The sequence below is a fragment of the Zunongwangia profunda SM-A87 genome (genome assembly GCF_000023465.1).
GTDB classification, from domain to species: domain Bacteria; phylum Bacteroidota; class Bacteroidia; order Flavobacteriales; family Flavobacteriaceae; genus Zunongwangia; species Zunongwangia profunda.
Genome location: NC_014041.1, coordinates 3,529,065 through 3,551,165 on the forward strand (window position 1 = coordinate 3,529,065; position 22,101 = coordinate 3,551,165).

At 37.0% G+C, this 22,101-nt stretch carries 20 protein-coding genes; 10 read left to right on the forward strand and 10 right to left on the reverse strand.

Features of this window, described 5'->3' with window-relative positions; genetic code table 11:
* Positions 1-64: 64 nt before the first annotated feature.
* The 7 genes from recN to ZPR_RS15405 form a co-directional block, all read right to left on the reverse strand.
* Positions 65-1,720, reverse strand: coding sequence for a DNA repair protein RecN (recN, locus tag ZPR_RS15375; RefSeq protein ID WP_041578984.1), 1,656 nt, complete (start codon positions 1,718-1,720; stop codon positions 65-67).
* 73 nt (positions 1,721-1,793) lie between these two features.
* Positions 1,794-2,678: a type IX secretion system protein PorD gene (gene porD, locus ZPR_RS15380; RefSeq protein WP_041578985.1), complete on the reverse strand. Its 885-nt coding sequence runs from the start codon at positions 2,676-2,678 to the stop codon at positions 1,794-1,796.
* On the reverse strand, positions 2,671-3,873 hold the full coding sequence (gene coaBC / locus ZPR_RS15385) for a bifunctional phosphopantothenoylcysteine decarboxylase/phosphopantothenate--cysteine ligase CoaBC (protein WP_013072658.1): 1,203 nt from the start codon (positions 3,871-3,873) through the stop codon (positions 2,671-2,673). Before coaBC ends, porD begins: the two co-directional genes overlap by 8 nt.
* 35 nt (positions 3,874-3,908) lie before the next feature.
* Positions 3,909-4,241 carry a DNA-directed RNA polymerase subunit omega gene (locus ZPR_RS15390; protein WP_013072659.1) on the reverse strand — a complete coding sequence of 111 codons (333 nt, stop codon included), beginning with the start codon at positions 4,239-4,241 and terminating at the stop codon, positions 3,909-3,911.
* A gap of 10 nt (positions 4,242-4,251) precedes the next feature.
* The gene (locus ZPR_RS15395) at positions 4,252-5,097 is read right to left on the reverse strand and encodes an outer membrane protein assembly factor BamD (protein ID WP_013072660.1); all 846 of its coding nucleotides are present in this window, start codon (positions 5,095-5,097) and stop codon (positions 4,252-4,254) included.
* Positions 5,098-5,288: 191 nt separating this feature from the next.
* The gene (gene dapA, locus ZPR_RS15400) at positions 5,289-6,179 is read right to left on the reverse strand and encodes a 4-hydroxy-tetrahydrodipicolinate synthase (RefSeq protein ID WP_013072661.1); all 891 of its coding nucleotides are present in this window, start codon (positions 6,177-6,179) and stop codon (positions 5,289-5,291) included.
* Complete coding sequence (locus ZPR_RS15405) at positions 6,180-6,647, reverse strand: DUF6913 domain-containing protein (protein WP_148211742.1); 468 nt, start codon at positions 6,645-6,647, stop codon at positions 6,180-6,182.
* Positions 6,648-6,897: 250 nt separating this feature from the next.
* On the opposite strand from ZPR_RS15405, the gene ZPR_RS15410 reads away from it, so the two are divergent.
* The 3 genes from ZPR_RS15410 (at position 6,898) to ZPR_RS15420 (ending at position 9,457) form a co-directional block, all read left to right on the forward strand.
* A complete protein-coding gene (locus tag ZPR_RS15410; protein ID WP_013072663.1) occupies positions 6,898-7,662 on the forward strand; it encodes a 5'-nucleotidase C-terminal domain-containing protein in 765 nt (254 codons plus the stop codon).
* 123 nt (positions 7,663-7,785) lie between these two features.
* Positions 7,786-8,691 (forward strand): bifunctional metallophosphatase/5'-nucleotidase, encoded by a 906-nt coding sequence (locus ZPR_RS15415; RefSeq protein WP_013072665.1) that lies wholly within the window; start codon positions 7,786-7,788, stop codon positions 8,689-8,691.
* A gap of 43 nt (positions 8,692-8,734) precedes the next feature.
* The gene (locus tag ZPR_RS15420) at positions 8,735-9,457 is read left to right on the forward strand and encodes a hypothetical protein (protein ID WP_148211743.1); all 723 of its coding nucleotides are present in this window, start codon (positions 8,735-8,737) and stop codon (positions 9,455-9,457) included.
* Between the two features lie 215 nt (positions 9,458-9,672).
* Here the strand turns inward: ZPR_RS15420 and ZPR_RS15425 are convergent, their stop codons facing one another.
* Complete coding sequence (locus ZPR_RS15425; RefSeq protein ID WP_201765794.1) at positions 9,673-11,577, reverse strand: glycoside hydrolase family 84 protein; 1,905 nt, start codon at positions 11,575-11,577, stop codon at positions 9,673-9,675.
* 352 nt (positions 11,578-11,929) lie between these two features.
* Here ZPR_RS15425 and ZPR_RS15430 point away from each other — a divergent pair, with 352 nt between their 5' ends.
* Together ZPR_RS15430 and ZPR_RS15435 are read left to right on the forward strand one after the other, a co-directional pair.
* Positions 11,930-12,649: a VIT1/CCC1 transporter family protein gene (locus ZPR_RS15430; RefSeq protein ID WP_013072669.1), complete on the forward strand. Its 720-nt coding sequence runs from the start codon at positions 11,930-11,932 to the stop codon at positions 12,647-12,649.
* Between the two features lie 216 nt (positions 12,650-12,865).
* Positions 12,866-13,705: a TlpA family protein disulfide reductase gene (locus ZPR_RS15435; RefSeq protein ID WP_013072670.1), complete on the forward strand. Its 840-nt coding sequence runs from the start codon at positions 12,866-12,868 to the stop codon at positions 13,703-13,705.
* 203 nt (positions 13,706-13,908) lie between these two features.
* On the opposite strand, the gene ZPR_RS15440 is transcribed toward ZPR_RS15435, so the two are convergent.
* Positions 13,909-15,492 carry an ArnT family glycosyltransferase gene (locus ZPR_RS15440; RefSeq protein ID WP_013072671.1) on the reverse strand — a complete coding sequence of 528 codons (1,584 nt, stop codon included), beginning with the start codon at positions 15,490-15,492 and terminating at the stop codon, positions 13,909-13,911.
* A 126-nt stretch (positions 15,493-15,618) separates the two neighbouring features.
* Here ZPR_RS15440 and ZPR_RS15445 point away from each other — a divergent pair, with 126 nt between their 5' ends.
* The 5 genes from ZPR_RS15445 to ZPR_RS15465 all read left to right on the forward strand — a co-directional run bounded on the left by ZPR_RS15445 (position 15,619) and on the right by ZPR_RS15465 (position 19,337).
* The gene (locus tag ZPR_RS15445; protein WP_013072672.1) at positions 15,619-16,575 is read left to right on the forward strand and encodes an NAD-dependent epimerase/dehydratase family protein; all 957 of its coding nucleotides are present in this window, start codon (positions 15,619-15,621) and stop codon (positions 16,573-16,575) included.
* Positions 16,576-16,998: 423 nt separating this feature from the next.
* Complete coding sequence (locus ZPR_RS15450; RefSeq protein ID WP_041578986.1) at positions 16,999-17,367, forward strand: DUF7793 family protein; 369 nt, start codon at positions 16,999-17,001, stop codon at positions 17,365-17,367.
* 36 nt (positions 17,368-17,403) lie between these two features.
* On the forward strand, positions 17,404-18,354 hold the full coding sequence (locus ZPR_RS24110) for a helix-turn-helix domain-containing protein (RefSeq protein ID WP_041578987.1): 951 nt from the start codon (positions 17,404-17,406) through the stop codon (positions 18,352-18,354).
* Between the two features lie 126 nt (positions 18,355-18,480).
* The gene (locus ZPR_RS15460; protein ID WP_041578988.1) at positions 18,481-18,969 is read left to right on the forward strand and encodes a MauE/DoxX family redox-associated membrane protein; all 489 of its coding nucleotides are present in this window, start codon (positions 18,481-18,483) and stop codon (positions 18,967-18,969) included.
* A gap of 101 nt (positions 18,970-19,070) precedes the next feature.
* Entirely contained in the window at positions 19,071-19,337 is a 267-nt protein-coding gene (locus tag ZPR_RS15465) for a DUF6520 family protein (protein ID WP_013072676.1), read from the forward strand.
* Positions 19,338-19,366: 29 nt separating this feature from the next.
* On the opposite strand, the gene ZPR_RS15470 is transcribed toward ZPR_RS15465, so the two are convergent.
* Positions 19,367-22,075: a M16 family metallopeptidase gene (locus ZPR_RS15470; protein WP_013072677.1), complete on the reverse strand. Its 2,709-nt coding sequence runs from the start codon at positions 22,073-22,075 to the stop codon at positions 19,367-19,369.
* Positions 22,076-22,101: the final 26 nt, after the last annotated feature.

Sequence of the window (22,101 nt, forward strand, 5' to 3'; positions counted from 1 at the left end):
TTAGATTCTTTTTAGCCGGTAAAGATAGTAAAATTCAATACAGCCGTATATTTTTTAAAATCTATTAATTCTCGAGCAGGGATACGGCATGTGCCCTGGCCGACTCGCTAATGGTGTTTCCACCAAGCATCATCGCCAATTCGTCTATACGTTCTTCCCGCTCTAATTGTTTAATTTTTGTACTGGTAACCGCCCCCGTATCTTCTTTAAATATCTTAAAGTGGGCAGTTCCCTTCCCGGCAATTTGCGGTAAATGGGTAATGGCGAGCACCTGCATACTATGCCCCATTTTCTGCAAAATTTCTCCCATTTTTTGTGCAATATCACCCGAAACACCCGTATCGATCTCATCAAAAATGATCGTTGGCAGGTTACTTTGGGCGGCCAAAATACTTTTTACCGCCAACATAATTCGGGATAATTCACCTCCAGAGGCTGCTTTACGTATTTCTTTAAAGCTTCCTCCTTTATTAGCCGCTAAATACCAGCCTAAAGTATCGTTCCCGTTAGCAAAAAACTTTTCTCCCTGTTCTAAACTAATCTTTAACCGCGCATTTGGCATTCCCAATCCGCTTAAAATAGCTTCTGTTTCTTTGACGAATGAAGGAATGATCTTTTCACGCCGGGTGTGGAGTTTTTTAGCGATAGTCCGTAATTTTTCACGTTGTTTTTCTATTGCCGAGGCAATTTCAGCTAAAGCTTCGTCTGCATTCTCACTCACCGCAACCTGCTTCCTTAAATCTTCACCAATAGCAAGTAATTCTTCGATTTCCAGTACATTATGCTTTTTCTGAAGATTATAGATTTGCTGAAGCTTGTCGTTAGTCTTTTCAAGCTCCTGAGGATCGGCTTCTGTATTTTCCAGTGCGGCTTCCAGCTCTGTATGAATATCATCCAGTTCGATAATCACACTTTGTACACGTTCGTGTAAACTTTCATAGGTAGCGGAAAATCGGGAAATTTTAGATAAATTATTTCGAACCTCTTTTAAGGTACTTAGACTGCCAATTTCTTCCTGAGAAATATAATTGATGGCCGAATTTAATTGCTCGGTAAGTTCTTCAATATTATTAAGCTCTTCATAGCGTGTCTCCAGGTCTTCGAGCATTCCGGGTTGCAATTTTGCTTCATTCAGCTCATTCAGCAAAAATACGTTATAGTCATACTCTTTCGTTGCCTGTGCCTGCTCTTCTTTTAAAACCTCTTCTCTTTTTTGTAAGCTCCTCAGCGCTTTTAAAGTTTCACGATATTCTAAATTCAGCGACTCATTATCGGCAATGGTATCGATTACCTGAAACTGATAATCATTATTTCCCAAACTTAAGGTTTCATGTTGGCTGTGAATATCGATTAAATAATTACCAAGATTATTTAAACTAGCCAGGGTAACGGGAGTGTCATTTACAAATGCACGGGATTTTCCCGAAGCTAAAATCTCTCTTCTTATAATGGTTTTTGGCTCATAATCCAGATCTTCTTTTTCAAAAAAATTGGTAAGACCATAGTTTGAAATATCAAAAACACCTTCTATCACACATTTTTTATCCGGATTTTTAATCGAACTATAATCGGCTCGATTTCCCAAAAGCAAACCTAAGGCACCAAGCATAATAGATTTACCTGCCCCGGTTTCTCCGGTAATAATGGTGAACCCAGGCTTTAAACTCATGTTGATATCTTCGATCAACGCGTAATTTTTAATAGATAAAGATGTAAGCAATTTTTCTTAGAATTTAAGGCTAAATATAAGGGAGAATTTGGCGCAAATCAACTACCTGAAAAAAGAATTATAATTACTGGATTTGTCGCCACTTGCGTGCGTAACCAGGCGCCATACTATTCAGTTTTTGAGTAAGGCCACGTGTACCAACATCGGGACCACCGGTAAAAACATCGATAATTTCATCGGATTTAGCATCAAAAAATACCCGTAATAACAGTGAATTCCTTCTAACCGAATTCATTTCCCGCAATTTTTCAAGTGCTACTGCTATCGCTTGTTTTCCGTCTGAAACATTATCATGCATCACATCCAGGCCTTTGCGATGATAGGTATACAACGCATCACGGTATCCCTGGAAGGAGTTAGAAAGTAAATCGGCATTAAGCCTAAACCTTGATCTTGTATTACCACTGGGCTGCCATCCCGCACTGTTACTTTGCTGGGCTACCGTTACAATTTGTTTGGCTTCTTCAAAAAAAGGCGTTCCCCCGTTTTGCTGAAAGGAATCGGCGTCCAGTCCTAAGATAGTATATACATAAAAACTAACTACCGAAACCAGGTTAGAACTGTACGAATTCTGATTATAATTTAAGGGTTGATATTCGCGGTACGAGAAATTAAAATCCTCGTCATTATAGTTAAAAACCGGTGTGACCATATCAGATCCAAATACGGGCCGCGAAGATTGCACCTGAATGGTGGCAGCAAAATTTTCACCATCCAGGGCGCTTACCGTAATAAACATACTACAATTAATACGCTGCTCTGGCGGCAATTCCCTACCCGTCCAGCTATTACTGTTAATAAATTCCTGAAGCGAGTTTTTTAAAGTTTTAAAAACGCTAAGATTGGTCTGTCCGGTTTGCTCGGCATTAATCTGTACATCGCAATTAAGCTCCTGTGCTTTCGTATGAAAGCAAAAAAGAAGCACTACTATAACGATTATTCTATTCATCAAACAGATTAATTATTTCGTTTAGGATATCAACAGCTACTTCTGATTTTGGTTTTAAGCCAAAAGATTTCACTTCATCCTGAAAAACAAAACTTACTTTGTTGGTATCGTTTTGAAATCCGGCTCCTTTATCCTGAAGAGAATTGAGCACTACAAAATCAAGATTCTTTTTTTGGAGCTTCGCCCTGGCATTTTCCAGTTCATTATTGGTCTCTAATGCAAAACCAATCAATTTTTGCTGCCGCTTGCGCTCCCCTAAAGAACGCAAAATATCCTGAGTTTTGGTTAGGCGGATTGTTAAAGTCTCGTCGGCTTTTTTAATTTTTTGATCGGCTATGGTTTCAGGTTTATAATCGGCTACCGCTGCTGCAGCGATTACCACATCTGCTTTTTCAAAATGAGCCATGGTAGCATCGTACATCTCCTGAGCACTTACCACCTTGATAAGATGGATATGATCTTCAGAAATCTGCAAATGCGTGGGACCAGAAATTAAAATGACCTTAGCACCTAAGTTGGCTGCCGCCCGGGCAATCTCATAGCCCATTTTACCACTACTGTGATTACCGATAAAACGCACGGGGTCTATCGCCTCATAGGTAGGTCCTGCAGTGATCATTATCTGTTTTCCTTTTAGCGGTAAAAACGCAGACAGATGATCTTCTAAAAACTGAAAAATTTCTTCTGGCTCGGCCATTCTTCCTTCCCCGCTTAAGCCACTGGCAAGTTCTCCGGTGCCCGCGGGAATCATAAAATTTCCGAAGCTTTTTAAAGTTTCAAAGTTATTTTTTGTGGAGGGATGCTTATACATGTCCAGATCCATTGCCGGAGCAAAATAAACCGGACATTTAGCTGAAACATAAGTAGCCAGCAAAAAGTTATCGCTATTACCGGCCGCCATTTTAGAAAGTGTATTGGCCGTAGCCGGGGCTATAAGCATAATATCTGCCCATAAACCCAGTTCTACATGATTGTTCCATAATTCGCCTTCCTCCTCGGTAAAAGAAGAATAGACTTCGTTTTTGGATAATGTAGAAAGGGTAAGGGGAGTGATAAAATCTTTTGCAGCCGGCGTCATCACCACACGGACTTGGGCGCCGGCCTTAATGAAAAGTCGAACTAACGAGGCGGTTTTATAGGCGGCAATACCGCCAGTAATACCCAAAAGTATTTTTTTACCCCGTAGTACAGACATATTCTTTAGAATCTATTAAATCGCTTATAAAACGCTTAGATGGTCTCCTCAGATTCTTTGGTGTTACGATAATAGATCTTATCGTTTAACCACTCTTCTACTGCTAACGCATGTGGTTTAGGTAATCTTTCGTAAAACTTGGAAACTTCGATCTGTTCTTTGTTTTCAAAAATCTCATCTAAACTATCGTTGTAAGTTGCAAACTCATCCAGTTTTTCAAGTAGCTCCTTCTTGATCTCAGTATTGATCTGGTTAGCTCTTTTAGCGATAATCGAAATTGCCTCGTAAATATTATCGGTAGGCGCATCAATCTGGTTCTTGTCGAGCGTAGTGGTGTTAACCGCTGCTTCCGTTTTTTTAATATCCATTTTCCTTAAACTAATTAAAAGTTTTCAACCTTGCTTGTATATCCTGGTAGGATTCGTCTACATTAGCCATATACTCTCCTTCAGGGTAACTTTTCTTGTACGCCTGGTAGTATTCAAGGGCCGCCTGTAAACGTTCCTGCATTAAATTTCTATAACTGTTTATCGCATAAGAATAAGCTGCATCAAATCTTAGGTAAAACGCTTCCTCACGATAAGGTGTTCCCGGATAATCTGCTATAAAATTGTTGAAAGAGGTAATTGCTGCGGTAAAGTTTCCTTCACGATAATTCCCCCCAATTCTCCAATATTGCTTTGCAATCTCAAATGCTTTTTTCTCTAATTTTAATCGTAATTCTGTCGCCATTAAGTTGGCTTCCTCGGCATACTCTCCCTCAGGATAGCGGTTAAGATAACTTTGTAAGGCTTCGATCGCTTTATTAGTATCTGTTTGATCTAAATCGAAACGAGGTGATTCTTCGTAATAGCTTTTAGCCGATTTAAAAGAGGCTTCCTCTACTTTATCACTATTAGGGTATGATTGCACAAAGCGCTCAAACTCAAAACTAGATAAATAATAATCTCCTACCTGGTAATACGAATCTGCAAAAAGATAACTTAGCTTTTCTCCCTGGGGCTTGCCGCGATACTGCGGTAAAATTTGTTCGAAGAGACGAATCGCCTTTCTATATTTTCGTTTACTATCTTCAGCTTTAGCTTCGTTATACAGATTTTCCGCAAAGGTGTATTTGTCACCCGCGTTGTCGCTTTTTAACACCTTTTGGTAGTCACCACAGGACTGAAGTACAAAAAGTAAACCTAATAGAAGTAATCCTTTTTTCATCATTTGTAAAAACATCTTGCAAAAGTACAGTTTTTGGAATTATAAAAAAAACTTTCCGCTTGTACAACAATAACAGTAAAAGCCTTTATTTATTATACCTAAGCGAGGTTTATTTTTCTTCGGAAAAAATTTTATCTCTGTAAAACGTAAAAAAGCTGCTCGTAAGCAGCTTATCCTAATCAAAATTTTAATTTATAAAGTTTTAGTTACACTACCTCAGCATGAAAATCATTTACAAAATCGCCGATCTTCGCCTGTAATACTTCTGAGGCATTCACTAAGGGAAGTCTTACGTTCTTAGAACAGATTCCTTTTTTCTCCAATAAGGATTTGATCCCTACCGGATTTCCTTCGGCAAAAATTAAATCGATTGAAGGTGCTATTTTATAATGAAATTGATAGGCTTCTTTAGCCTTTCCTTCTAATCCCAGTTTCACCATTTGCGAGAATGCTGCGGGGAAGCCCTGCCCAATTACAGAGATCACACCAGCCCCACCGGCGAGGGTCATTGGTAAGGTAATCATATCGTCGCCAGAAATCACCTTAAAATCTTTAGGCACCAAGCTCATTAATTTCATGGCCTGCACGATATCTCCTGCAGCTTCTTTTACGCCAATTACGTTACCACATTCCCTGGCAATCCTGGCTATCGTCTCCGGTAAAATATTAGAACTTGTTCTTCCGGGAACATTGTACAAAATAATAGGAAGCGGTGAAGCCTGAGCTACTAATTTAAAATGCTGAAAAATCCCTTCCTGAGAGGGTTTATTGTAATATGGAGAAACCGATAATACGGCTTTAAAAGCGGAAAGATCTGTAGTTTTCACCTGCTCTACTACTGCCATGGTATTATTCCCTCCAATCCCTAAGACCAAAGGAAGACGATTATTATTAGCCTTTACGATACAATCGATCACCTGCTCTTTCTCCTGCTTATTAAGCGTAGAATATTCTCCTGTAGTTCCTAAAACCACAAGATAATCAATGCCATTAACGATTTGATCTTCTACCAATCGTTCTAAAGCTTCAAAATCTATGCTTAAATCATCTTTAAATGGAGTCACCAAAGCTACTCCCGTGCCTACAAACGCGCTCATTTATCGTATTTGTTTTAGTTTTTTTAAGTATTTCAGGATTTCCTGTTGGTATGCATGTACATCTGCTGTTTCGATCATAAGGTCGGCTTCTTGACTTTCTCTTTTATGATCGATCTTTATAACTGATTTTGCACATTTAAAGACCAGGTTTTTTAGTCGGTTTTCGTTTCCGGAAAAAGCGATAAACACATTGAATTTCAATTTAAAAAAATCCTGAACAGCTTCATTTTCGATGTTTCCACCTGCTTTTATTTCTGAAGGTGCGAAAAAAATCGCTCGTTCATCTTCCACAGCAGCTGGTTTTGCAGTACAAACAAGAACTTTAAAATCGCCTTTCGCAATTTTTAACTCTTGCTGAAGTTTTAAAAGCGGTTTGACGGTTTCAAAAGCTTCAGCGGTGGTTACCAACCCCACTTTCGTAATGAATTTCTCATTTTTTTCAACTGAAACTTCCGAATTCTGTTTCAAAAGCTTTTTTTCAGCTAATAAATATTTAAAATTCTTAAACACTGTGGTGATATTGGCCAGCAAATGTAAATAATTTCACATAGAAATTTACTAGCTCCAAGCCACCAATCTTAAGCTGAGTTTTCATATTTAACAGGTTTGTTTTTTTTGTTACAATAATTACACAATATTGAATTCGACCTCAATTTATTCCGAAGAAATTAAGCCTACTTTTTTTATCTGCGTACCTTTGCACTGCAATTTATGTATTATGAAAAACCTGATTCAACAGCTCCCTCTCCTATTTTGCTTTTTAAGTCTTATTTCCTGCAAATTGGATACTGAAGTTTCCCGAAAAACTGTTGAAGGAAAAGAAATAGCGATCGATAGTACCATTAACGGGGATCCAGAAATTGAAGAGTTTATTGCTCCTTTTAAGGAACACCTAAATAAAACACTGGATAGTACTTTAGCGTATAATCCGCATGTTTTAAGCAAAGGTGAAAAAGGCATGAATACCGGAATTGGTAATTTAATGGCTGATATCGTGATGGAACAGGCGAATCCGGTGTTTAAAAGCCGGACCGGAAACAATATCGACTTTGTGTTACTGAATTACGGCGGAATACGATCTGAATTAAACAAAGGACCGGTGACCACTCGCGATGCCTATAATATGATGCCTTTTGAAAATCAAATCGTCATTGCTGAATTAAGCGGAGCGAAAGTAGCACAATTACTTCACTACCTTGAAAAAAGTAAATCGGCACATCCTGTAAGTGGCATCCAGATAAAAATGGATAAAAGTTTTAAAGTGATTAGTGCCAGGATCAAAGGTAAACCGATACAGCCCGACCAAAATTATTTTGTAGCCACATCAGACTATTTACAACAGGGTGGTGATAGCATGAACTTTTTTAACAACCCGGTAAATTTATATGATATCGATTATAAACTTAGGAATGCGATTATCGATTATTTCCAAAAAACCGATACTATAAAGTCGCAACAAGACGATAGATTTATTAAAGAATAGCGGTACCTCCTATGGAGGGATTTAAAAAGGGAATGAATATGTACCAAAGGAACAACGCCAGTCGGTTTCTTTACAGCTCCTTTAAAAGATTAAAAAACAAATTCTTAACCTGAATTTATTCGAATGAAAAGAAGAAACTTTATTCAGCAAAGCTCGGCAGCCTCAGCATTTGTAGGATTAGGCGGATTATCTTCCCTTGGTTTTTCTGAAGCTCCAAAACATATTACCATCTTGCATACTAACGATGTGCACAGCCATATTGAAGCTTTTGGCCCAGACCATTACAAAAATCCAAATATGGGTGGGGTGGCTAAAAGAGCAGTACTTATTGAAAAGATCAGAAAAGAAAATCCCAATACACTTTTACTGGATGCGGGAGATATTTTTCAGGGTACTCCTTATTTTAATTTTTATGGTGGAGAGTTGGAATTTAAATTAATGAGCAAGCTCAAGTATGATGCTTCAACTTTAGGGAATCACGATTTTGATAATGGCATCGATGGCCTGTATGCGCAACTTCCTCATGCCGATTTCGATTTTTTGATTTCTAATTACGATTTCAGCAATACCATTATGGATGGCCACACCAAACCTTATAAGGTTTTTACTAAAAACGGAGTTAGAATTGGAGTGTTTGGCATTGGAATCGAATTAAAAGGTTTGGTTAACGATACACTTTATAAAGAAACAAGATATCTGGATCCTGTTGAAAGGGCCACGGATATGAGTCATGCTTTAAAGCATGAAGAGAACTGTGACCTGGTCATTTGTCTTTCTCATTTAGGGTATCAATACGACAGCGAAAAAGTAGACGATCATAAATTAGCGGCAAAAACCGAGAATATTGACCTTATTATTGGCGGGCATACGCATACTTTTTTAGACGAACCTACAATCGTAAAAAACAAAGCAGATAAAAATGTAATGATTAACCAGGTTGGATGCTACGGACTTTATCTTGGTCGAATTGATTTTTACCTAAACGGGGGGAAACCGGTGTCTGGGAACGGCCAAAGTGTAGAAGTTTAGGCATAAATTTTGTTTCCGTTTTTCTATCAATCAAAAAGCGAACATGAAACATCATCTCTACGCCTTCCTATTTCTTTGTTTTCTCGTCTTCCCACGATCTGCATGCGCGCAACAAGTTGGCGCGGTATTGCAATTAGACGGTAGTATTCTTTTTCAGGTAGATCACATCATTCTTAATCCCAAAGGAAAAATCGCTTATTTGGAACTCATAAAAGATATACCTATTACCGTAGGTTTAAACCATGAGCCGGTACTTTTGCTTGAGGAAAAATGCAGCTATCTTAAGCTACAGGAAAGCTTACCGAAAAGCCTTCACAATAATTTTGAATTGAACGCAAATAGTGAAATCTCTTATTTTAACGGCTATACGATCAATTATAACTTTAAAGATCAAATAGATAAAATTGGTACTGCTCCTGTGGAGTATAATTTTAAAAACAAGATCGATAAGATAGGCACTTATGAAATTTCCTATAATCTTAAAGGCAAAATCGATCGGGTAGGAAACTTAAACATCGAATATAATTTACGAAACCAAATAGATAAAATCGGCAACCAAAACATTTCCTATAATTTCCGAAATCAAATAGATAAAATTGGGGAAACCGCTATTGAATATGATTTACACTACCGTGTTGAAAAAATTGGAAAATTGCGTATCGATTACAATCTAAGTAATAGGATAGAGCAGATTGGTGATTTAAGTATTGCTTATGATGCCCGGGGAAGAATTTATCAAATAGGCCACCAAAAATTCTTAAAGTAGTATTTAGCATCTCCCAGAAAATCCCAAACCTGATTTTTTTAAAATAAAAATCAAGAACCCCGGGGAATTAACCCCTCAATGAGGGATTAAAATCACGCCAATTTGGGAATAACCGGCAACACCTGGACGCTCTAAAAGTGCTGGGATAAACCACTCAAATCCTGGAATTCGACCTGGAATTCGAATGGCTTTTATTGTTTTTGGGATACCGAAAATTAAAATGTAATAAGCCCTGGGGCATTATTAATAAACACATCCAAAACCCCATCAGCTATTTTTATTTTTCCATCGAATCTTGTGGCTCCGGGAATACTTTCAATTTCGGTTGCTCTTTCTGCAAATGCTGCGGCCTTTTCAAAAAGATTTTTAGCTTTTGTATTACTATTCATTGCTGCCTGTAGTCCTTCTGCAGTTAGCACTAACGATTCTCCCCACAATTCCATGGCCTCGAGCCAGGGTTTAGTTTCTTCTATAAAAACAGGATCTACCGCCGAGCGGATAATTGCCGGGGCATTTTTAAATTCCTCTGCATAAGTTTTCAATTCGGTAATCACTTTTTTCCTGGAAGCGGTATCGCCAAAGGCAATTTCCCTTCTTACTTTATCGAGTAAAGCTTTTAACCGGGGGGCCTGTTCCTGCCAGGGCTGGCTACCAAAAGTAGGCGCTAAATGTTGGGTATCAAAGAACTTTAATAATGCCTGGGTTGCTTTTTTATCTCCATTCGCCAGATTTCTGGCTGCCATATACCAGATCAAATCTGGGTCGTAAGCCCTATCATTCCATGCAAAAGAGGCTACGCCAGTAACCGCAATCCTACTCGGCATTTCCTGATTCATAGGATTCGATAAAATTCCTGATAGTTCTTTAGATAATCCGGCCTCCCGATAACGATAAGGCGCCATTAATAACCTTCCTTTTGTTTGCCCGTAATCGTTTACCGGATAATTATCCCACAACAAGGTTTTTCTCCCAAATGCCTTAGCAGCCTTGCCGGCATCGTTATTGGAAATGGAGGGAGGTACCACATCGGTTCCCGTCCATTGCACAACAATCTTAGGATCTAAATTTTCAATTAACGCATTTTTATAGTCACTTTCTTTGGCATCATAATATTCTGTAGGCACCATGATTAACGGACTCATATTAGGATCCAGTTCGTCTAAAATCGCCTGTAATTTATTAAGAAGTTCAGATTGCGCAATTCCAGCGGCCTTTTTTCCCGATTCACCATAATGAGCTTCATCTTTATCACAATTCCATTGGGTATATTCAATATCATCAAGGGCTACATAAAAATTCTTAACTCCAATGGTATATAATTCTTCAAACTTTCGCTTTAAAGCGTCAAGATCTGCGGGATCAGAGAAGCAAATTGTGGGGCCCGGAGAGATTGCATAAACAAAATTCACATGATTATTTTTAGCAATTTCAACCAGTGCAGACAATTCCTTTAGGGTCTCTTTTGGATAGTCTTCTCGCCATTCTGCCCTGGCATAAGGATCATCTTTTGGGCTGTAGACATAAGTATTTGCTTTTACACTGCCTAGAAATTTTAAATGTGCCTGCCTGCTTTCCATCGACCAAGGTTTCCCATAAAAACCTTCGATAGTTCCTCGAATTGGCATTGCCGGATAATCCTGAATAACAAAATTTGAAACCGACTCCTGTTTGGTGAGCTGAATAAAGGTTTGTACGGCATAGAACAGGCCATCGTTATCCTTACCGGCTAAAGTAATAAGTTCTCCATCCCCTGTGGAAATTCCGGAAACGGCATAGGCTTCTTTTTTATCTGGCACTACCGCATTACTTCTTTCTAAAGCCTGCTGAATTAATTTCGAATCTTTTAAGCCAAATACGATATAGGTATGATTTAATTCCTTAGGAATTTCCTGTACTGATTTTACATACTGAACTCCTGATTTTTTTAAAGCCGCTATGAGCAATTCTTCAATTTCTGGACTTACATTCTTTGAGGGGGCTACCAAAGTGACTGAAGGAGTAATTACAAAGGCTCCCCGGGTTACTTGAAGGGATACCGGTTCTGGAAAAATAAGCGGTTTATAGAATGGTTTTGATTGATGGTGCTGAGCGAAACAGCAATTAAAGCTTATAATAATCAAGATCAAGCTGTTTAAAAGGCTGCGCATGAGTTTTGGAAATTAGTGGTTATTAAAATAGCTTTTTATACTGCTGGATTCTTTAGAAATCTTAAAAAACAGTAGCGCTAACAAGGTATTTAATTTAAGCATCATTACAAACCTTTCATTTCTTACCATTACAAAAAATCTTATATAAAGAAATTTACTCAAGAACCCTATACCATGGGTTATTACCCAGCTATGGTAGGCATAGGGAAGCTCGTAACATTATGATTATAAAATTAGAAAGATCTAATCATTGTATAGAACTTAGATTTCAACTACTTTTAAATAATAGTGATCATAGCGTATTAGTATTTTTCCATTTATAAAGATGAGCAATAAAGAACCCGAACAATTAGAAGATTATTTAGCGCCACATTACATACATCGAAGCAACTGGCTTAGGGCTGCTGTACTTGGAGCAAACGATGGTATTTTATCTACCGCAAGTATTGCCATAGGAATTACGGCTGCCAGTGCTACCCGCGAACCAATTATCCTTGCAACACTTGCGGGACTTGTTGCAGGAGCACTGTCTATGGCTGCCGGTGAATATGTTTCTGTAAGTTCACAAACAGATATTGAAAATGCCGATATAGAGCGTGAAAAAAGAGAACTGATAGAAACTCCCGACCTGGAATTAGAAATGCTAACAGCGATTTATATTAAAAGAGGATTAAAGAAAGCTACCGCGCTCCAGGTAGCTAAAGAATTAACCGAATATGATGCTCTTGGAACACATGTTCGAGATGAACTGGGCATCACCGAAGTAAGCAAAGCTAACCCACTACAAGCGGCCTTGGCATCGGGAGCTGCTTTTACCGTTGGCGGTCTTCTTCCTTTTTTGGTGGTTCTTTTTCTGCCTTTAAGAAATATGGAATATTCACTGTATGGTTTCTCGATTATTTTCCTGATTATTTTGGGCAGTGTCTCGGCTAAAACAGGAGGCTCTAAGATCACCAAAGCTATTGCTCGTATTACCTTATGGGGCACTATTGCCATGGGCATTACGGCGCTTATAGGACATTTATTTAACATCAATATTGCTTAAAATTAAATGCCCTATTAAGGTAAACTTCGGTGTTCAGAAAAAATTCTAATTACTATAAAAATACCAGCCATTCCGCTCTTTACGATTTTTAAAGTGATCGCTAAGATATGTAGGGACAGCCAAAACCGATGTTATGATCCCTAGACTGATCCTAAAAAAACTATATTTATAATACCATAACGAATTATGCATCCTTTGAACCAAAATTAGATTTCTATGAAAAATTACTATTACATACTACTCCTCTTATCCACATTTTATGCCTGTAAAAAAAATCCTGATCAGAAAACGGATGAAGATGAACTAAAACCTGTTGTTATGGTAGATGAATTATTATCTAATCAAGACAAATGGTGGACCTATCAATATAATCGTATTTCGCTTTCATCAGATTTCGAACCGATAGATACAAGCTTTAACGTTATTCCTAAAGGAAAATTCTTATGGGAACTTACGTCTGGAAACTTTGTTCCTATAGAAATGGAAAGCGATAGCTTAAAAACTTATAAATTGTATGCTATCCCGACGCAGTCAAAAAATGAAATAAGTCAAATTATAAAAAATCTAGCTAAATCAGAGTTTCAGTTCTATTTAATGGAGGGCAAACCTTTTCCCGAATTCAAGGCAAAGAATATGGAAGGTGAAGTAATCGACCAAAATAATTTGATTGGAAAAACAACTGTACTTAAAACTTGGTTTATTAATTGTAAAGCATGTATAAAAGAAATGCCAGAATTAAATAAACTGGTTGATCGCTATGAAAATGAAAATATTCAATTTATAAGCCTGGCTTTAGATGAAAAAAAGGATTTAGAAAAGTTTCTGGAAAAAACAGAGTTTAATTATGCGGTTTTACCAGAGCAAAAAGATCTAATCCAGGAAGCATTAAAACTGAATGCTTACCCAACACATATCGTCGTAAATAAATCTGGGAAAATCGTAAAAGTCCTTAGTAAAGGATCAGACTTGATTGCATACGTAAAGGAATTTATGAAAAACCCGGATAAAGAACTTGAAGTAAATTCTATACCTCCACCACCTCCTCCTCTTCCTTAAGCAAATTCTAAAGAAATAAAGCTATTTGATAAAGACTTGCCTAATATTGGTAAGCCTTGTTAATTAACGTCAATACTCTGGAAAATGTATTGATGAAGGATACGGTTAACTCCGAACTCTCATTATAGAAAACAAGCCATAACATCAATATTGCTTAAAATTAAATGCCCTTTTAAGGTAAACTTCGGTGTTCAGAAAAAATTCTAATTACTATAAAAATACCAGCCATTCCGCTCTTTACGATATTTAAAATGATCGCTAAGATATGCAGGTACAAACTCAATATCTTTCTTTTTCACCATAAACAGCACCTTATTATCATTAAAGTTCCTTACACGCTGTTGATCTTCAGTTTTATTGAGGTCGTAGTAATTAACAGGAACGACATCCTCAAACTGAATTTCCCTTAAAGATTGAAAACGTCGATCATGGATCGTCAGCACCTTTTTGTTACTATATAACTCTGCCGAAGGAATGAGATGATCATAGATCACCAAAATACGCTGTGAAGGATATGATTTCGAAATCCATCCAAAAAGCTCTCGATAAGAATTTAGCTTTGAAGGCATCGCTAAGCTGAAACAAACGAATAAGGCCATTAAAGTAGGCACAAACCATAAATTAAGGACTCCAAAAGACCATTTTTTACCTTTAAACCTGCAACAAAGAAATCCCAGTAGAAATACGCTTAATAGAGCTGCCGGGATAAATAGTGCTGAAAATAAAAAAAACAGCACCCCGCCCCCTATTAAAATATACAATTCCCAGGTCATGGTATGGATTAAAAGTTTCAATTGTTTGGGATGAGTATTCAGCTTATAAGCAATAAAAGATGCGAAAAACAAGGATGAAGGTAAAATATACAAGATCAGTTTAGAAGAAAATAATGAGAATATAAAGATGATTATTAGAGCGCCAGCTATAAAAACCTTAGCTAAGGCATTGCGGGTTCCCCGGTTTTTAAATACTCCAAATATTAATGGAACCGAATAAGGAAAGATAAGCAGGGGCGCTAAAATAAGATAATACCAAAACGGCTCGGCTCTATGAAAAACTTCTGCATTAAATATTCTGTCCTTTAATTGATAGCCAATAAAATACTCCCATAATTTAGGGACAGTACCCACCATATAGGCAAACCAACTCACCGAAATAAAAACACATAAGATCAGCGCCATCCAGTGATGTATGGTCCACTTCCATTTCGGTTTTAGAAATGATTGAAATAAAACTATAAAAACACCAAAAGGAAGAAAGACCACGGGGCCTTTAGTAAGAACCCCCAATCCCAACATAATGGCTAGCAAATAAAGGCTGCTATAGTTTTTCTTTTGATAATAACAGATATAAAAATATACCGCTGCCATAAAAAAAGTATTTAAATAAGCATCGGTAGTTAGGTTAAGAACAGAAATAAGAACGATTGGAAATCCTGCATAAATAATCATCGCCAGCCTACTCTGTTTAGCATTCCCGAAAAGTAAAAGATTGATCCTATACACCAATAAAAGCTGTATAGCGTAGGCTACCACTAAAAAGAAACGAGCACCAAATTCATTAACTCCAAAAATCGAATATCCCAAGGCTGTTATGATATAGGTTAAAGGAGGTTTATGAAAATGGTAAATTCCTAAAAGATAGGGATGCAGGTAATCGCCAGAAGAAAACATCTCGTAACCAATTGCCGCATACCTCGCTTCACTGCTCTCCATAAACCCCGGTATCCCTATAGCCAGTAATAAGCCAACTATTAAAATAAAAAGATAACCAATACTCTTTCTACCCATGTATAAGTATTTGGTCCAAAACTAAACCCGAAATCTAAAGCTTTGCTTAAAATTGAATTAAGATACTATTAGCCATTGAATTATACTGTTTTTTTAAAGTTACTTTGTTATCAATAAACGTAAAATATGCATTTTTTTATAACGGGAGCAGCTGGATTTATTGGTTCTAACCTAAGCTTGGCACTTCTACAATTAGGACATCAAGTTACAGGCATCGATAATCTGAATGATTTTTATGATGTGAATTTGAAAAAGAAAAACCTGACTGATTTACAAAAGAAATTTATCGACTTCTATAAGGTAGATTTGTGTGAAAAAAGTGAGCTGGAACAATTACCGGTTCACAATATCGATTTTGTGATTCATCTGGCAGCACAGCCGGGACTGGACCCTCATACAAGTTTTAATTCTTACCTGCAGAACAATACTATAGCTACCCATAATTTATTAGAATATTGTGAAAATTTTCACGCTAAACATTTAAAACTTTTTATTAATATTAGTACTTCTTCTGTCTACGGATTAACCGCACAAGGCGATGAACAACAGGTTCCACAACCCGTTTCCTATTACGGCGTCACCAAACTTGCGGCAGAGCAGCTCGCATTATCCTACTTTAGAAACGAGATGCTTCCCGTATGTTCGCTTCGTTTATTTTCAGTATATGGTCCCAGAGAACGGAATGATAAAATGTTCCCTAAATTAATTGCCGCTGCTTTATTACAAACTTCTTTCCATCTATATTCCGGCAGTCTAGAACATATACGCAGTTTCACCTATGTTGAAGATATTGTTGAGGGAATAAAAAAGCTTATCGAAAATTACGAAAACTGCTATGGAGAAATCATCAACCTGGGAAGTAACGAAACCTATACAGTAAAAGAATGTATTCATCTGGTTGAAAACTTAACACATTCATCCATTCATTTAAAGCAGTTACCGGCAAGAAATGGAGACCAGAAAAGCACAAAAGCTCAAATAGAAAAAGCCGGGAGATTAATCGGTTTCAAACCTGCTACTACTTTACAATCTGGAATTAAACAGCAAATACAATTTTTTAAGGAAACATTGATTTGTGAGTAATATCAAAGTCAACAACCTCAGCAAGGCAGGTCTAAAAGCTAATTAGTAGCCAATAATTATTTTTATGGGGCATCCCGATACCCAATAGGTCTCCCGTGTCCTTTTTTTGATCGCTTCCGTAATTTATCTCCTGTATACTTCAAACAGTACTTATAATTATAAATTAACTATTCCCATTCTTCACCTATATAGTGATAAAATCAAAGTATGGAGCTATAAAAACTTAGGGAACCGAGATCTGAATTCCTTAACCTTATCATTTAAGCGAATTGGAATATTTTTTAGACCAGACAGATAACATTTTAGCAGGGGTTTAAAATTTATAAAGAAATAATATTCCTATATTTAATAGTGCTTTTAAGTGCAGGTACAATTACAAACAGCCCCAAAATTTTATTAAATACTATTTATAATCCATTGCCTATGCGGAAGGAGACCGACTATGCAGTAATGTGGATTAGTGATGGAATTTTTTATTTAACGTTTAAACCTGTTCCTGATCTTAATCTCAAAATAGCAAAGATGATTGTAGCCGATAGGCTATTATATCAACATGAAAAAGTATATCCTATGATATGGGATTTACGCAAGATACATCACATTAGTGATGATGCCATGGCCTTTTTTGCTAGTGAAGGTACTGCAATGCTTAAGGTTTTAGCCATAGTAGTACATACCCCTTACGAGCATTATCTGGGAGAAATTTTCATACAATTCCATCATCCGCAAATACCTACAAAACTTTGTTTCACTAAACATGAAGCCTTAAGTTTTATTGTAGATGACCGGTAACCTATAAAAAGCATCAATACCTAAAGCCTTTAAGTTATGTCTAAACGATTATTTTCCGATCCCCGATACCATCTACTTGTAGAGGCCTTACTTAAAGCATCCAAAGGTATATTTTCTTATCGAATACCTATTTCGGACAGCAAGGATGAGATTGATACCCTTGCATTAATTTTTAACAATGCGAGTTTGCAATTGGCCAGGATGTTTAGGGAGCTGCAGGTCACCTCTCCAAAATTTCTACAACCCAAAATTTTTATCTTAATTGATAAAAATCACGCTATTAACAGCTATTTTGATAGCGCAGGACTTATTATCAAAAATGCTGATCCAGCCGTTAGCCTACTACAACTTTTAAGTGATCGCTCTAAGAAAAAGTATAAACGTAGGTTTACACTTTTTTTAAACTCCAAGGATCAGGAATTCGACATAGGAGTGATTGATTTTGTAAGTCCGGAAGGACTACTGATCCCTCTTAAGGCGCGTCTCTATTGTCCTGGAAGGTATACCAGGCTAGATTTGTTTTTATTGATTGGGTATGAGCCTGAAGACGCTATTTACATGACCAAAACAAAAGCCAGATCATCCCCATCCCCACTTGCCCTTAAGGTTATTAACAGTGATTCAAAAAATATATACGATTATCAATTATCCGAGAAGTTGCATCGTATTCTTATGGAAGGCCTGCATGATGGTATCCCTTCATTAGGAGATATTGCCTTTAAAGCTGCTGCAAGCGTTAGCAGGATAAAACGTGTTTTTAAAGAACGATTTCATCAATCCATATTACAATATGATATGGAAAAGCGACTGGAAGGTAGCCTAACAATACTGGAAGGCGGAGGAATGAGCATTAAACAGGTTAGTCATCATTTTGGATTTAAAACACCCGCGCATTTCACCCAACGGTTTAAGCGGCATTTTGGGGTTACCCCTTCCCAGTACCGTAAAAATTATTTTTCCAAAATATCAGAGCGCAACCTTGGGTAGAAAAAAGTCCTTCCCGGCCTGTACATAGCATTTTAAGCCTATGAGGACATTCTACTGGCATTTTACAACAGGATAATTAGTGACATTTACGCTTAAATGATAAAAGACAAATTAAACTAGAATAAAATGAAAACCACATCAAATCATAGGATGCAGGCATCCCATTTTAGAAGCATTAATTATTCCCGAGTTTTAGAGGCTATTCTTTTGTATTATTTTATTCTGTTACTGAGCTATGCGGCACTAAGCAAAATTACCGAAGGGAATAGTTTATATACCAGCCTTATAAATGCCCCATTATATTTGAGTGCTAAACTCGCAGCTGTTGGACAATGGCTTATTCCCATAACAGAACTTGTACTGGCGATAAGTATCAGTTTTAAAAGCACCCGACGTATCGGTTATCTAAGTATTGCTTTATTATTTATCCTTCTAAGCATTTATACCGGTTGGATTATCTGGTTTTTACCCAACAAGCCCTGTAGTTGTGGCGGGCTGATTTCTTTACTGAGTTGGAAGCAACATGTAGTATTTAACCTGGTTAATCTTATACTAAGCTTAGTAGCCTGGTATCTTACCAAGCGAGAGGTTACGGCGAATCCCAAAACAATATAATTACAGCAAACATCCCCTATAAAGAATTTCACGCGTGATTGCAGCGAGAAGGTCTATCTGTTTAAACTAGGACTGTTTTATAAATTCAAAACGTAAATGTTATGAAAACCAATTTTTTAATCCCGGCACTGGCATTCGTTAGTGCTATCGGAATGTCGTTTACCGCTCCTACTATTCAACAAAGTGGGGAGGTGTTTAAAGATGGAACCTGGCAAGCTGTACCCGTAAATTGCAACGGGGAAAGCAATAATTGCCAGGTAAGATTCACTTCAGATCCAACACAATTATATGATGTTTATGATAGTAGCCATGAGAATATTTTACAATCCTCAGGTCAGGCTACCATAATCGATGACTCTATGGAGTAAATGGAGTAAAATGTAATGGAGTTCCGAGCTTATTCGGGACTCCTTTTATGAGCATTTATCCCTATAAACTCCCAGGGATGCTTCCCCAGATATTCTTTATATAACTTTTTAAAATCAGTAAAAGAAATAGAATTCAGGTATCTTTGTTTGGTTCTGTAATCGGCAAATTCTTCTTGATACCGGTAATGTTCTAATATATCATCCATGAGAACATTTAATTTTTCATTATCAAAACGTTTCAAAAGCGCTTCTTTATTTTTCTGAAACCGCTGTTCCTTTATATTCAAATTTGAAATCGTTTTTATCACGTTTTCTCTAAAGCCCTCTGCAATATTCGGATCCGTATCAAAATAGATTGCAAGCTCTCCATAATTTTCTAAATGGTCAACACGACCCGCTGCCGCTATAAAATAGGTGGTTCCCATACTGGTATCTGTCCATAAAGAATTTACCAGAACATCATTTAAAATTCTGCACATTAAATCAAGTTCAATTTTAGCTTTCCATATCTCTTTGTAGATTGGGGTGATATAGCTTAGTTTCATTTTTACATCCTGAATTCCTTCAATAGATACTTTTATCTTTTTAGGAGTACTCAGCAAACTGCTTTTCACGAAAGGAGCATTCATAATATTGGTTGATGAACTGGTAATATTTCCCAGGTATTTCGCTGCAAGGGGAAGCACTTTCTCTATTTCAAAATCACCCACAATGATATAAGTAAAACGATCTGCATTTGTAAAAACCTGATTATAAATATGAAATGCCCTTTCCTTAACTGTATTTTTTACAGATGCTATTCGCATATGGCCTGTAGGAATTGTTTTTCTCCCTATTGATACATCTATTTTATCTGCAAAGTCCGCTATTCCCATATTGTGTCCTAAACTATAAAACTCACTACTATTTAATTTCCAGTCCTCAAAGGCCTCTTCGGTATTTCTGGCATGTTGGGAATAGAGATAAATAAGTTGAAACACCAATTCTATATCAGAAACCCTCGCCTCACCCCTGAAACCTGAAGTCTGGTTATCTATATAAGGGTTTAAGTGACCATCAAAACCGATACTATCCAGATAGCTGTTAAATTGAAATTTATTATACTTATACACCCCATTATTCCTAATGATATCCCGCGCATTGATTGCTGACTCATAATCATCCGATGAAAAATCATTCGCTCCAATAGGAGTAAAGCCGTGAACCATTATTTTATTCTCAGCTTCTGATGAAGAAATAGTTTTAAAAACCAGCTTAATTCCGTTTGATAACTCAAATTCCTGCAGCGAATCGGTAGATAGCTTTAGCTTCCTTATTGAATGTAGCTTTAAACTATCATTTAGAGAATCAGGGATCAACTGATGTAGCACCTTAGTTTGTTCAGGTATAAAAGGCTTTTTATACGCATTATAAATACTATTCCTTAACTCGCCCTCTTCAATATCCAGGTCGGATTTTTCAGGTTTAATGATCGTTATATCATCAAAAGCCGGTTGTAATACGCTTTTAAAAAAACGATCAATATCACTTTTTGTAATTCCTCCCACTGCCTCATTCAATTCGTTTTTACTTAGGTAATTTCCTTTTAATCCGTAAATAATACGGTCTCTTATCATTTCCAACCAGTAGTTAGCATTATCATTTTTAACCCACTTTAATTGTTCAAGCAGCCTCATTTTACTTTTCTCAAAATCATAGGCGTTCATTTCTTTTTGGGCCAAACCGGCAATAAGACTCATATTTTGTGATAAATCCCTTCTAAAATCACCGGGTTCGGCAACCATAGCTATCGCAAATGCTTTAGGATATTCATTAATACGTGACCATGTTTTACTGGAATATCCATACTGATTTTCAAAGACTTTAAAATGCTCATTGAGGATATTAACCCCTAAGGTTTCGATATAGTTATCTTTATAATAAGCCAGCATATTCGTTGGTTTTTTAAGTTTATGTAGCAGTTCCAAATGCATTTTTTCTTCTTTGAGCCTAGAAGTAACACTAACAATTTTAGAAGATTGTTTTAGGTATTTTTGTTCACAATCCATATCCCCATCTCTCGGTGATTCATTGGTTATTTTAGAGAACATCGATCTAATTTGTTGTTCTAAATCAGCAGGATCTTTAATAGCACCAATAATGATTAAACTAGTCCTACCTGGTTGATACCATTTATTATAGTACCGTTGTATTGTAGATTTCTTTAAGGATTTTATATGAATTTCAAAATCTAATGGAGGCTCATTAAAACAAGGAAAAGCTTTAGCTTTAAGCCGATGGCTAGCAATATTCTTCTGCCCGCTTCTAAAGTTAAATTCCTGAATTACCCTCATCTTTTCATCCGCTATAGCGTTAGGACTAAATATTTGCTTTGATAACACATCATGATAAAATTCCATACTTACCTGTAAGGCCTCCTTGTGTTCCGATGGAAACTCCAAATTATAAGAGGTATTGTTTCTACCGGTAAAGGCAGCAACACTTCTAAGCCCCAATCCAATCTCATTTAATTTCGCCGTGATTCCATTTGGAGCATTTTCAGTTTCTTTTATAAGCAAATGTTCTATCAGGTGTGCACATTCCCACTGCTCTGGTGTTTCTTCCTGAAAGCCTGCTTTTACGAGTAACTGGGTGTGTATTTTGTTTTCATCATGTAAAGGTTTGATATAGTAACGAAAGCCGTTACCAAGTTCCCCAGTTATCACCGTACTCTTATCCTTAGCTGGTAGATTCTCCATTAATATCTTTCCCGCTGACATATTTG

Coding starts and splice junctions, on each gene's coding strand:
- ZPR_RS15450 (WP_041578986.1), top strand. CDS start 16,999: ATGCGGAAGGAGACCGACTATGCAGTAATGTGGATTAGTGATGGAATT.
- ZPR_RS15470 (WP_013072677.1), bottom strand. CDS start 22,075: ATGGAGAATCTACCAGCTAAGGATAAGAGTACGGTGATAACTGGGGAA.
- porD (WP_041578985.1), bottom strand. CDS start 2,678: ATGAATAGAATAATCGTTATAGTAGTGCTTCTTTTTTGCTTTCATACG.
- ZPR_RS15445 (WP_013072672.1), top strand. CDS start 15,619: ATGCATTTTTTTATAACGGGAGCAGCTGGATTTATTGGTTCTAACCTA.
- ZPR_RS15395 (WP_013072660.1), bottom strand. CDS start 5,097: ATGTTTTTACAAATGATGAAAAAAGGATTACTTCTATTAGGTTTACTT.
- ZPR_RS15440 (WP_013072671.1), bottom strand. CDS start 15,492: ATGGGTAGAAAGAGTATTGGTTATCTTTTTATTTTAATAGTTGGCTTA.
- ZPR_RS24110 (WP_041578987.1), top strand. CDS start 17,404: ATGTCTAAACGATTATTTTCCGATCCCCGATACCATCTACTTGTAGAG.
- dapA (WP_013072661.1), bottom strand. CDS start 6,179: ATGAGCGCGTTTGTAGGCACGGGAGTAGCTTTGGTGACTCCATTTAAA.
- ZPR_RS15465 (WP_013072676.1), top strand. CDS start 19,071: ATGAAAACCAATTTTTTAATCCCGGCACTGGCATTCGTTAGTGCTATC.
- ZPR_RS15435 (WP_013072670.1), top strand. CDS start 12,866: ATGAAAAATTACTATTACATACTACTCCTCTTATCCACATTTTATGCC.
- ZPR_RS15420 (WP_148211743.1), top strand. CDS start 8,735: ATGAAACATCATCTCTACGCCTTCCTATTTCTTTGTTTTCTCGTCTTC.
- ZPR_RS15460 (WP_041578988.1), top strand. CDS start 18,481: ATGAAAACCACATCAAATCATAGGATGCAGGCATCCCATTTTAGAAGC.
- ZPR_RS15410 (WP_013072663.1), top strand. CDS start 6,898: ATGAAAAACCTGATTCAACAGCTCCCTCTCCTATTTTGCTTTTTAAGT.
- ZPR_RS15415 (WP_013072665.1), top strand. CDS start 7,786: ATGAAAAGAAGAAACTTTATTCAGCAAAGCTCGGCAGCCTCAGCATTT.
- ZPR_RS15430 (WP_013072669.1), top strand. CDS start 11,930: ATGAGCAATAAAGAACCCGAACAATTAGAAGATTATTTAGCGCCACAT.
- coaBC (WP_013072658.1), bottom strand. CDS start 3,873: ATGTCTGTACTACGGGGTAAAAAAATACTTTTGGGTATTACTGGCGGT.
- ZPR_RS15390 (WP_013072659.1), bottom strand. CDS start 4,241: ATGGATATTAAAAAAACGGAAGCAGCGGTTAACACCACTACGCTCGAC.